Raw genomic sequence first — 11,861 nt, 5'->3', positions numbered from 1 at the left:
CATCACCAGATTCGGTCTCATATTGCGCGCATGAAACCGCCCTCTCAACGGCATAAATGTTTACGTCTGCCATAACTCAATGTAATGCGTTGTTGATGCCGTCGCCGGTTTGCGACGTCTTCCTCAGGCGAGGGTTCCCGAGGGCCATGGCCAATCTGCGGCGAAAGCTTCCCCCGCTCACCGCGCTCACCGTCTTCGAGGCGGTGGCGCGCCTCGGCGGCTTCACCAGGGCGGCGGCGGAACTGGGCGTCACCCAGGCCGCGATCAGCCGTCAGATTCATCTCCTGGAGGAGACGTTCGGCTTCCCCTTGTTCCGGCGCCTGCACAGGCGGGTGGAATTGACGGAAAAGGGAAAGCAGCTTTCGTCCACGGCCACGACGGCCTTCAATCTCATCGCCGAGACGATTTCGGATTGGTCAAGGGAAGAGGCGGAGGACGACCTCGCCATCGCGGCGACGATCGCCTTCTCCCATTTCTGGCTTCTCCCGCGCATTTCCTCGTTTTCGAAGGCGCATCCCAACATCAGATTGCGCATCATCACGCAGGACAATGCCGTCAAGGTCGACGGCGAGGACGTGGATCTCGCCATTCGCTTCGGGACAGGCATCTGGCCGGATGGGGATGCCGAATTCCTCTTCCACGACGAAATCTTTCCCATCTGCAGCGCCGACTATGCGCAGGAGATCGGCGAGATCGAGCATCTTGGCCAGCTCACGCGCCATCCCCTGATCACCAACGACACGGCCGATTCCACCTGGACGAATTGGGCCGAGTGGTTTGCGGCGTTCTCCGTCCCGATGCCGAGCAAGGGCTTGGGCATGCATTGCAGCTTCTATACCGAGGCGATCTACGCCGCCTTGAACGGCCACGGCATCGCACTCGGCTGGCGCCGGCTGGTCGAGGACCTGCTTACCCAGAACCGGCTGGTCAGGCTGACGAACGAAGCCATCGTGACGCAAAATGCCTATTTCTTCATCGCGCCGCGGCGCAAGGCGAGGAAGGCGGCCGTCGACCTATTCATAGACTGGTTGAAGCGGGAAGCGAACGCTCCCCAACCGCAAGGCCAGGACCGCTTCGATCAGCTCATGCGAATTTGAACGAAGGCTGGAAGATCTCCTCGACCGGCGGATGACGCCAGGTGCGCAGCGGATACTTGTTGATCAGTCGCTCGAACTGGGTCTGGGCCCGCTGGCGATAGTCTTCCAGGTCGATGCCCGGCAATTGCCGATCGCGCATCACCACCCGGCCGTTGATGATAGCGGTCTTGAAATCCCGGCCGGTGCCGCTGAGCATCATGGTCTGGATGGGATCGATGACCGGGCCGAGCTCGAAGGCGCCGAGATCGAACAAGGTCATGTCGGCCTTGGCGCCGGCGGCGAGCCGGCCGAGATCGGGGCGCCCGAGGGCGTCGGCCGCCACGATGGTGGCGGCATTGTAGAAATCGGCCGAGCTGCAGGCAGTGACACTCGCATCGGCGACGCGGCACAGGCTGATGCCGACGCGCATGTTCTCCACCATGTCGGGCGGGAAGGTATCCGTGCCCAGGCCGATCGGAATGCCGTGGCGCTTGAGGCGCGCGAAGGATTCCATGGCGCCGCCATAGCGCGAGAGCACGAGCGGGCAATGGATCAGGGCGGCGCCCGATTGCGCCAGCAGGCCGACATCGTCGCCGGCCCGCGCCACCTTGGAGTGACCGGTCAGGTAGACGCCGTGGGGCAGCAGCGAGCGCCTGGAGAGGAAGCCGAGGGAGGCGAGCCATTCCACCGGCGTCTTGTCGTGGCGCTCGACGATCGTCTCGAACTCGTCCATGCCCTGGCAGCAATGCAGGCGGATCGGGCAATCGAGTTCGTTACGGATGCGGGCCGAACGCAGCAGCAGCTCAGGCGTGCAGTTCTCGACGCGGTCGGGTGCCAGCATGCCGCGGATCAGCCCGCCATGCGCGCCGTCATAGGCGCGGACATAGTCCCTGGCCGTCTCCAGTCCCTTGAGGCCACGCTCCTCGTCCCAGAAGGTATCGAAGCTGCCGTCCTCGCGAATGATGGTGACGCCAGTCATGTAGCAGGGGCCGAGATAGGCCCGGATGCCGATCTCCGCCGCACTGTCGGCCGAGCGCGCGAATTCGTCATAGGTCTCCGCCCATTGCCGGTAGAACATCGAGGTGATCGGCAGGGCCGTGGTGATGCCGTTGCGCACCAGCTGCGCGAAGGCATATTTCATCTTGAAGGTCTGCTCTTCGGCCGAATACATCTCGATCGGGCCGGCGGCGAGGTAATCCTCGGGCCAGACGCGTCCCTTCGCCCAATCGGGCTGGTTGTCGAAGGCGAGGACGGTGGTGTCTAGATCGCCCAGGGCGTTGAGATCGATGAAGCCCGGCCCGAGAATGGCATTGCCGCCATCGATTTCCTCGTCGACCTCGCCCGGATAGCCGCGCCCGACGAAGAGGATGGTGTTGCCGCGATAGACGACCTCGGCGTCCTTCAATGTCCGATGCTGCTCGCCGTCGAAGCCGATGACATAGCGCGCCTTCACTCTGGTGGTGGTCATGATATCCAGTCCGTTCGGGATGGTGGAGGAGGAATCAGGGCGTCATCGGCCCCGCCCAGCGGTGCATGCCGACCGGCGTTGCGAGAGCCTGGCGGTACATGCGCCGGTAATGGGGTTCGAGTTCATCGGCGGCGGATTTGCAGCGGGCCATGTAGTCGGCGAATTCGCCGGCCAGGAAGCGGGCTTCCTGCTTGAGGGCGCTTTCGTCGACGGTGAGCAGGCGCCGGTTCTCGACGACGACGTGCCCGCCCACCAGCACAGTGCTGACCGACGAGCCGGTCTCGCAATAGACGAGCTGGCGTTTGAGATCATTGAGCGGCGTGAAGGCGAAGCTGTCGAGGTCGAGCAGGATGATGTCGGCCTGCCAGCCCGGCGCCAGCCTGCCGGTTGGGCGGGGCAGGCGCATGGCCCTGGCACCGGCCGAGGTCAGTGCGGTCAGGATTTCCAGGGGCAGGGGCCAGCGGTCGAAATCGGGATCGGCGACGTTGTGGACGAGGCCGGCGACCTTACCGACGGTCCACAGATTGATGCCGTCATCGGTGGCCGCTTCGTCATTGCCGAGGCAGACATTGATGCCGCGCTGGCGCAGCCGTCGGAACGGCATGATGCCGCTGCCGATCTTGAGGTTCGACACCGGATTATGGGCGATCGAGCAGCCGGAATCGGCCAGGAGCGCCAGGTCGTCCTCATCGATCCAGATGGCGTGGATGACCATGGCCTGCTCGTTGAGCACGCCCCTATCATGGGCATAGCGGATCAGCGACTTGCCGTAATTGACCTCGCCGAGCACACGCTGCAGGCGCGTTTCCAGGATATGCATGTTGTAGGGAAGGTCGCGTTCGCGGGCGAGCGCGCCGAGCGCCTTGAAATAGGAGCGTGTGACGCGCTGGGGCGCCGAGCACGACACCGCACAGCGCAGCCGTCCCCCGGCGCGATCATGCCAACGCTCGAGGAAGCCCTTGTAATGGGCGAGCAGGTCGGCGTCCGACATCAGGGGCACCGCTTCCATGCGCTCGCGCAGGTGGGGCGGCAGCAGATCCTTCAGGAAGGGGTATTTGGCGTGCTCGACCACATTGGGCTGGTCGAGCGTTACCGTGGCCCGCATGCCGGCATCTTCATAGGCCTGCATGACGTTGTCGACTTCCGTCTGTGTGACCACCGGCACGAAGAAGCAGTCGTCATGCACGGAGGTGACGCCCTGGCGCAGCATCTCCATGGCGCCGAGCATGGTGCGCACATAGGCAAAGCGCGCGGAGACGACCTCGCGCATCAAAGGCGGCACCTCATAGAGCATGAAGAGCTCGAGCGGCCAGTTGTCGAGCGCGCCTTTCATGAAGTTGGCCGGGGAATGAAAATGGCCGTTGACCAGGCCCGGCATGGCGAGCTGGCCGGCGGCTTCGATCACCCGCACCCCGTCGGTGGTGACCTGCGCGGCGAGATCCGGGGCGATCGCCTCGATGGTGTCGCCGCGGATGAGGATGTCGGCCTTCAAATGCTCGCCGTCGGCCTCGTCGAGCGTGAGGACGCGGGCATCCTTGATCAGGGTCAGCATGGCCTCACGGCTCCTTATCGGCCGGATCGGCCCGGTGCTTGACCAGTTGCAGGCGCGTCTTGGGATCGAGGGAGTCACGCAGGGAATCGCCGAGCAGGTTGAAGGCCATCACCAGGATGGTGATGGCGAGGCCCGGAATGGCGGCGATATGCGGCGCCACGAACACGAAGCTGCGGCCTTCGCTGGTCATGATGCCCCATTCGGCGATCGGGGGCTGCACGCCGAGGCCGAGGAAGCTCAGGCCGGCGGCGGTGATCACCACCGCGCCGACGATGGTGCAGCTATAGACGACGGAGGCGGCCACCACGTTCGGCAGCATTTCCACGAACAGGATCTTGAGATCGGGCGTGGCCATGGCGCGCGAGGCCTCGACATAGGCAAGGTCGCGCTCCTGGCGGGCCGCGGCATAGACCACCCGGGTGTTATAGGGCACCAAAGTCACCACCAGGGCGATCATCATGTTGACGAGGCCGGGGCCCATCAGCGCCGCGAGCATGATGGCGAGCAGCGCCATGGGGAAGGCGAACAGCACGTCCATCAGGCGCATGATCGCCTCGCCGAGCCGGGGATACCAGGCGCCGATGAGGCCGAGTGGGATCGAGATGGCCGCCCCCAGGAATACGGGGATGACGCCTGAGATCAAGGTGAGGCGCGCGCCGTAGATCAGGCGCGAAAGGATGTCCCGGCCCTGCTGGTCGAGCCCCAGCAGATGGCCCGGCGTGCCAGGCGGGCGAAGCCGCAGGGCCGGATTGGCTTCGTTGGGCGGGAACGGGGCGAGAAGAGGCGCGAAGATCGCCGTGAGGACCAGCACGATGATGATGCCGGCGGCGATGCGGGCAACGGGATCGCCGAGTACGCCGCGCCAGACGAAGTAGAGATTGCCGCGGCGCTGCGGCGAAAGCTTGCTGGCCGGCGCCAGGGAAGGGACCGCGGTCATGGCAGCCTCACCGTTGCTTGGGATCGAGGGCGTGGACGATGACGTCCGAGATCAGATTGCCGAGGACGAAGACGATGGCGACCGCGAGCACGCAGCCCTGGATCACCGGCACGTCGCGCTGCATGATGGCGTCGAACAGGAGTTGGCCGACGCCGGGCCAGTTGAAGATGATCTCGGTGAAGATGACGCCACCGAACAGATAGCCGATCTGCAGGCCGCCGATGCTGGCGAAGGTCGGCAGGGTGTTACGCACGCCGTGGCGCAGCACGATCTGCCGGCGGCTGAGGCCGCGGGCGCGGGCGGCCAGGATATAAGGCTGGCCGAGGACATCGAGCATGCGCGAACGGGTGACGCGGGTGACGACGGCGATCGAGGAGGCCGCGGTCGCGATCGCCGGCAGCACCATATGATGGAGCAACTGCCCGAGGCCGCCGGGATCGATCATGTTGTACATGCCGGAGATGGGGAAGAGCTTCCATTTGAAGCCGAAGAAATAGAGCAGCACGATGCCGAGCCAGAACACCGGCAGCGAGGCCAGCACCAAGGTGAGAGCCACCACCGACTTGTCGGTGAAGGTGCGGAAACGCGGCGCCGAGAGCACGCTGAGCCCGAAGCCGCAGGCCAGCACGATCACGAGGCTGCCGGCCATCAGGATGAGCGAGTTGAGGATCTTGGGCAGCAGGATCTGCAGCACCGGCAATTGCTGCGAGACGGAATTGCCGATGTCGCCATGCAGGAGATTCCACAGCCAGCGCAGATATTGCAGGATCAGCGGCTGGTCGAGACCGAGGCGCTGGCGCAAGGCTTCGAGCTGCGCTTCGGTGGCCATGCGCCCGAGCAGTGTCAGGGCGATATCACCGGGAATGAGCTGGAGCGACAGGAAAACCACCAGTGTCACGCCAAGCAGCACCGGAATGGCATAGAGCAGCCGATTGCCGGCAAAAGCGAAGATGGACATGGAACCCCTCTCCTTGATGCGTCCGGCTACTCCCACTGAGCTCCTGGATTCGCACATTTTGACCGGGACGAATAAAGCGCTGAGATCCCTCCCCGGCTTCGGGGAGGTCGCACACACAATTTGTGTGTGCTGGGGCCGGCAAAGCCGGCTCGGGTGGGGGAGAGTGGCGCCAATGGCAACTGACCGGTCCACGGTCGTGCCGCTCGCCCCCATCCGCCGGTGCCGAGCACCGGCACCTTCCCCGAAGTCGGGGAAGGATTTCAGCTCTTCACTCGTCCCGGTGCCGGGTTGTGAATACCGCAGCCTCACCGGGGCGACGGCGGAACGAGGATTGCTGCTATTGCTTGGTGATGCCGGTGAGGTCGAACCAGTGCTGCGGCGCCAGCACGAAGCCCTTCACCTCGGGCCTGGCCGCATAGACGGAGTCGGCCGTGTAATAGGAGGTGAAGGCCATGTCGGTGGCGATGGCGTCGCGCGCCTCATGCAGCTTCTTGTCCATGGCCTCGGCCGAGGCGGAACCGCGGGCCTCCGACAGCAAAGTGTCGATCTTGGGGTTGTTGTAATAGCCCGAATTGCAGCAATTGGGCGGCAAGGCGGTGGTGGTCACCATCTGGTCGAGCCAGGCGAAGGTGCTTTCACCCCAGGAGGCCGAGGTCAGGCCGGTGCCCTCGCGCATGCCCTTCGACATCATCTCCCAGAAGGTGTTGTTGTCGAACATCTCGATGCTGGCTTTGATGCCTATCTTCTCGAAATCGCGCTGCAGCCACTCGGCATCGCCCTTGGTGTTGACGTCGGCGCCGGCGCCGAAGGTCCAGTCCATCCGCGTGGTGAAGCCATTGGGATAGCCGGCCTCGGCCAGCAGCTTCTTGGCGCCCTCGGGATCGTAATTGCAGTCTTTATAGGCAGGATCGAAGCCCGGGCCGCCGGGATTGAGCACGCCATAGGCCGGACGGGCCAAGCCCTTGCGCTGATATTTGGCCATGTCGTCGCGATTGATCGCCATGCAGGCGGCCTTGCGCACACGCACGTCCTTGAAGTGCTCGTCCTTGTGGTTGAGCCAGAGCACATAGATCATCGGGCTCGGCCCCGAGATGATCTGGATGCCTTGCTGCTTGAGGAAATCGAGGGAATCGGGGGAGGGGGTGCCGATCACGTCCACTTCGCCACCGGCCAGTGCCAGTTCGCGCGTGGAGACCTCGGGAATTCCCCTGAAGATGATCTGGTCGGCCTTGGGCTTGCGCGCCGGATCCCAGTAATTGTCGTTGCGGGCGATGACGAGCTTCTCGCCCACCACCCTTTCCACGAATTTGAAGGGCCCGGTGCCGATCGGGTGCTGCTCGATCTTGTCGTTGCCATAGGTTTCGACGGCGGTGGGGCTGATCATGCGCGGCGCGCCCGAGCCGCCGGCGGCCATACGGCGCAGGAACTCGGCGTTCGGCTGCTTGAGATTGATCTTGAAGGTATAGTCGTCGACCACCTCATAGCCGGCGAGGTCCTGCCACATCCAGCCCATCAGGCCGGGTGAGACGGGCTGGAAATACTTGAAATTCTTGTCCGTCATGCGGTCGAGATTGAACTTGGCTGCCTGCGCGTTCCAGGGCGTGCCGTCATGGAACTGCACGCCCTTGCGCAAATGGAAGGTATAGCTCCTGCCGTCGGGCGAGACGTCCCAGCTCTCGGCCAGGGCCGGCACGATCTTGGGCGCGACGTCGGGGCCCTTGGTGAGATCCTCCTCCACGAAGGTCTCGAACAGATGGCGCACCACCTTGAAGGTGTTCCAGGTGCGTGAGGCATGCGGGTCAAGCCGGCTGAAATCCGATTCCACCGCGAAGGTGATGGTGTTGCCGGCCGCGAAAGCCTGTGGCGCGTCGAAGGCGGCATAGGCGCCGGCAATCAGCGCGGCCGCCGTCACGCCGGCGCGCAGCAGGCGGGCCCAGGATGCGTGCGGGCTCGTTCGATCGTATCGATGCTCTGTCGTCATGATGGTTCCCCTCGTGATTTTTGATTGTCGTTGGGATGGTGTTCGGACGTTCAGGGCCCGCTGTGGCGGAAGCAGGCGACCCTCCTTTCGCCGGCGAGGGCCGTCAGGGCGGGTGCCGAACGGTTGCAGGGCTCGAAGCGCTCGGTGCAATTGCCGGCATAGATGCAGCCCGATCCCGCCAGGCTTGCGGTGCCTTCCAGGTCCTCTGCCCGCTCGGCCGCCTGTTCCCAGCGCGTGTCCTTGCGCAGATGCAGCACGGTGCCGAGAAAGTCGCGCGTGAAGGGGTGCAGCGGTTCGGCATAGACCTCCTCGCTGGTCCCCTGTTCGAGCACGCAGCCGCGATACATCACCATGGTGCGGTCGCAGAACTGCTTGACGATCTTCAAATCGTGCGAGACGAACAGGAAGGTGAGGTCGAGCTTTTTCCTCAACTCCGCCAGCAGGTTGAGGATCTGGGCCTGGATCGAGACGTCGAGGGCCGAGACCGGTTCGTCCAGGAACAGGAATTCGGGCTCGAGTGCCAAAGCGCGGGCGATGGCGATGCGCTGGCACTGGCCGCCGCTATATTCATGCGGATAGCGGTAGGATTGGCGTGGATCGAGGCCGACGAGATCGAGCAATTCATCGACGCGCCGGTTGGCAGCTGTGGTCGACACGCCGAAATTGAGCAGGGGCCGGGCGATGTTCTCGGCAACCGTGCGCCGCGGATTGAGCGATTGCAGCGGATCCTGGAAGACGATCTGCAGCCGGCGGCGATATTGGCGCATCTGCTCGCGCGTCAGGGCGCGCAGATCCGCGCCGCCATAGCGCACTTCGCCGCTGTCGGGCTCGATGAGGCGCAGGATGATGCGCCCGAGCGTGGACTTGCCGGAACCCGAGCCGCCGACACAGCCCAGGATCTCGCCCTTGGCGATGGTCAGGCTGACATCGTTGACCGCCTTGGTGCTGGCGGCGGGCCGGCGAAACAGGCCGCCCTTGCTGACCGTGAAGGTCTTGTTGACGGAACGGACCTCGATCAAGGGAGGGCGGCTCATTGGGTCGCTCCCGCGGCGGCGAGGTGGCAGCGCACCATCCGGCCCGGACCGGCAGCACGCCAATCCGGCAGTTTCTGGTGGCACAGTCCGATCGCCTGGTCGCAGCGCGGTGCGAAGCGGCAGCCCGGTGGCGGTGCCAGCAAATTAGGCGGCTCGCCCTTGATGAAGGTCATGGTGTCGGCAGGCGCATCCGGATCGGGAATGGAGCGGATGAGAGCCTTGGTATAGGGGTGCAGCGGCTCGGTCAGGAGTTCGTCGATCTCGCCGGCCTCCTGGACATGGCCGCCATACATGACGAGGACACGGGTGGCGATGGCACGGACCACGCCGATATCGTGCGTGATAATGACGATCGGCAGGCCGGTCTCGCGGCTGCGCTTCTTAAGGAGCAGCAGGATCTTGGCCTGGACGCCGACATCGAGGGCCGTCGTCGGTTCATCGGCGATGAGCAGTTCCGGCTTGCAGGCCAGCACCATCGCAAGGCCGATACGCTGGCACATGCCGCCGCTCAGCTGGTGGGGATAGCTTGCCAGCACGCGCGGGATGTCGGGAAAGCCGACTTCCTGCAGCGCCTTGGTCGCCGCGGTGCGGGCGCCCTTGCGGCCGAGGGCCGGGTCGTGGCGCATCAGCGTCTCGACCAACTGGGATTCGATGGTGAAGGAGGGATCGAGCGAGGCGCGCGGGTTCTGGAAGATCATGCCGATGGTCTTGCCGCGAACCGTCTCCATCGCCGTCTCGTCGAGGCTGAGGAGGTCGCGGCCGCCGATCTCGATCGTACCGCCGAGATAGCGCCCGGGCGGGGTGGTGATCAGCCGGATCAGCGAGAGCGCCGTCACGGTCTTGCCCGAGCCGGATTCGCCGATGATCGCCAGGATATCGTTGCGATGAAGATCGAAGTCGACGCCGTCGACCGCCACCACCATGCCTGCCGGCGTGGCAAACCCGGTCTTGAGATTGCGCACCCTGAGGACAGGGTGGTTATCGCCATCCATCGACATCTCCCTTGCAGGCGGTTCTGTCGGATACGATTCAAAGCCTCACATGTATACAATTATGTGTCAACAATGAAATTCAATCTGGAGTAGAATTGCATCCTAAGGTGATGAGGCATCGGATTTGGCGCGCCAATGTGGCTTTTCGTTCGAGATACGTGACGATCTGGGGTCATTTTGGAGCGATCCGTCGGACTTGAGGCGCCCGGTGCGCTGGCCGAGCACGCCATGGGGCGCGGATATCGTCGCGCATCAATGGCATTGACGCTTGCCGGAAATCACATAAAGATACAATGTAGTATACAATATTAAGAACAAGACTGCGTGCCCCCCGTCCGAGGAACCCCATGCGCATCAAACTCATCAATCCCAACACCACGGCCTCGATGACCGAGGCGATGCGTGTCAGTGCCAGCGCCGTGGCGGCGCCCGGCACCGAGATCGTCGCCGTGACCTCGCGTTCGGGGGCGGCCTCGATCGAGGGGCATTTCGATGAAGCCATGAGCGTGATAGGCCTCGTCGACGAAATCCGCGACGGGCCGCCGGCCGATGCCTATGTGATCGCCTGTTTCGGCGACCCCGGCCTGCTGGCGGCGCGCGAGATCACCGACGCCCCGGTGATCGGCATCGCCGAGGCGGCCATGCATGCGGCGGCCTTCGTGGCGACCGGCTTTTCCGTGGTCACCACACTGGAGCGCACGCGCATCATCGCCGAGCACCTCGTGCGCAATTACGGCATGCACCACCATTGCCGCCGGGTGCGGGCGACGGAATTGCCGGTGCTCGAGCTCGAACAGCCGGGCACGCGGGCGCGCGACATCATCCTGGCCGAATGCCGGACGGCCTTGCAGGAAGACAAGGCCGGGGCGATCGTGCTCGGCTGTGCTGGGATGGCCGGGCTGGCCGACTATCTCGAGGACAGGCTGCAGATCCCGGTGATCGACGGCGTCTGCGCTGCGGTCAAATTTGCCGAGGCCCTGGTCGGCATGGGCCTCAAGACCTCCAAGCGCGGCGATCTCGCCTATCCTCTTGCCAAGCCCTATGCCGGCAAGCTCGCCGCTTATGCCCCTGCGGACTGGTGGGGATCAGCCCAGCGGCCGGAAGAGCGACTTGAAATCGATGCGGGCCGGAACGTCTGACAGGTCGACCTGGGCCTCCACGTGGCGCAGATGGTGCTCCATGTTGCGGGCGGCATCTTCCGCATCGCGCTTGGCGAGCGCATCGACGATGCGCTTGTGCTCGTCATAGGCGCAGGGAACCGCGCCGGGGGATTCGTAGAGTGCGATCACCAGGGAAGAACGCGAGACGAGCTCATGCACGAAGTCCTTGAGAACGTCATTGCCGGCCATGGAGGCAAGTTCGCGATGAAAGTCACCGGAAAGCTGCAGGCGCCGGCGCTTGTCGCCCTGCTCCTGGGCCCGGGCCTCGGCTTCCACCGCGGCCCGCAGCCTGGTGATCTCCGCATCGGTGATGGTTGTGGCGAGGCGGCGGATGAGGATGCATTCGATCTCGCGACGGGCTTCGAAAACCTGCCGCGCTTCTTCCACCGAGGGGCGGGCCACGATCGCCCCCTTGTTGGGGATGAGCTCGACCAGCTTCTCGTGGGAGAGCTGCTGCAGGACCTTGCGGATCAGCGTGCGGCTGACGCCGAAGGCGGTGGCCAGGGCGTCCTCCTGCAGAGGCGTGGCCGGACGAAGCTGATGGTTGATGATGGCCGAATAGATCTCCGAATGGATCCGCTCATCGGCCCGTCCGCGGCGCTGGCGGGCAGCAGGCATTTGCTTGGCGAGGGGCCCGGACGTTGGGGGCATGGTATGGCCTTGCGATTTGACTCTAAGGAGGAAAACAAGTGTATTCTACATT

10 protein-coding genes are annotated in these 11,861 nt (G+C 64.3%); 2 read left to right on the top strand and 8 right to left on the bottom strand.

Going from position 1 to position 11,861, the window contains the following annotated elements; translation table 11 throughout:
* The first annotated feature begins 56 nt into the window (after positions 1–56).
* On the top strand, positions 57–1,097 hold the full coding sequence (locus U1R88_RS16085) for a LysR substrate-binding domain-containing protein (RefSeq protein WP_322432135.1): 1,041 nt from the start codon (positions 57–59) through the stop codon (positions 1,095–1,097).
* Here the strand turns inward: U1R88_RS16085 and U1R88_RS16080 are convergent.
* The 7 genes from U1R88_RS16080 to U1R88_RS16050 all read right to left on the bottom strand — a co-directional run bounded on the left by U1R88_RS16080 (position 1,084) and on the right by U1R88_RS16050 (position 9,998).
* A complete protein-coding gene (locus U1R88_RS16080) occupies positions 1,084–2,544 on the bottom strand; it encodes an amidohydrolase family protein (protein WP_322432134.1) in 1,461 nt (486 codons plus the stop codon). The two genes, U1R88_RS16085 and U1R88_RS16080, sit on opposite strands and share 14 nt — an antisense overlap.
* A gap of 34 nt (positions 2,545–2,578) precedes the next feature.
* Positions 2,579–4,096, bottom strand: coding sequence for an amidohydrolase family protein (locus U1R88_RS16075; RefSeq protein ID WP_322432133.1), 1,518 nt, complete (start codon positions 4,094–4,096; stop codon positions 2,579–2,581).
* Positions 4,097–4,100: 4 nt separating this feature from the next.
* Complete coding sequence (locus U1R88_RS16070; RefSeq protein WP_322432132.1) at positions 4,101–5,033, bottom strand: ABC transporter permease; 933 nt, start codon at positions 5,031–5,033, stop codon at positions 4,101–4,103.
* Between the two features lie 7 nt (positions 5,034–5,040).
* Positions 5,041–5,991, bottom strand: a complete 951-nt coding sequence (locus U1R88_RS16065; RefSeq protein WP_322432131.1) for an ABC transporter permease — start codon at positions 5,989–5,991, stop codon at positions 5,041–5,043.
* A 337-nt stretch (positions 5,992–6,328) separates the two neighbouring features.
* A complete protein-coding gene (locus U1R88_RS16060; RefSeq protein ID WP_322432130.1) occupies positions 6,329–7,972 on the bottom strand; it encodes an ABC transporter substrate-binding protein in 1,644 nt (547 codons plus the stop codon).
* A gap of 50 nt (positions 7,973–8,022) precedes the next feature.
* Positions 8,023–9,006, bottom strand: coding sequence for an ATP-binding cassette domain-containing protein (locus tag U1R88_RS16055; RefSeq protein WP_322432129.1), 984 nt, complete (start codon positions 9,004–9,006; stop codon positions 8,023–8,025).
* Entirely contained in the window at positions 9,003–9,998 is a 996-nt protein-coding gene (locus U1R88_RS16050; protein WP_322432128.1) for an ABC transporter ATP-binding protein, read from the bottom strand. Before U1R88_RS16050 ends, U1R88_RS16055 begins: the two co-directional genes overlap by 4 nt.
* Before the next feature lie 347 nt (positions 9,999–10,345).
* Here U1R88_RS16050 and U1R88_RS16045 point away from each other — a divergent pair, with 347 nt between their 5' ends.
* A complete protein-coding gene (locus U1R88_RS16045; protein WP_322432127.1) occupies positions 10,346–11,137 on the top strand; it encodes an aspartate/glutamate racemase family protein in 792 nt (263 codons plus the stop codon).
* On the opposite strand, the gene U1R88_RS16040 is transcribed toward U1R88_RS16045, so the two are convergent.
* On the bottom strand, positions 11,084–11,809 hold the full coding sequence (locus tag U1R88_RS16040; protein WP_322432126.1) for a GntR family transcriptional regulator: 726 nt from the start codon (positions 11,807–11,809) through the stop codon (positions 11,084–11,086). The genes U1R88_RS16045 and U1R88_RS16040 overlap by 54 nt on opposite strands.
* Positions 11,810–11,861 lie beyond the last annotated feature (52 nt).

It is taken from the genome of Labrys sedimenti, from assembly GCF_034424805.1.
GTDB classification, from domain to species: Bacteria; Pseudomonadota; Alphaproteobacteria; order Rhizobiales; family Labraceae; genus Labrys; species Labrys sedimenti.
Note: the sequence above shows the minus strand (reverse complement) of the source record. Positions and strands in the feature narration are given on the sequence as shown.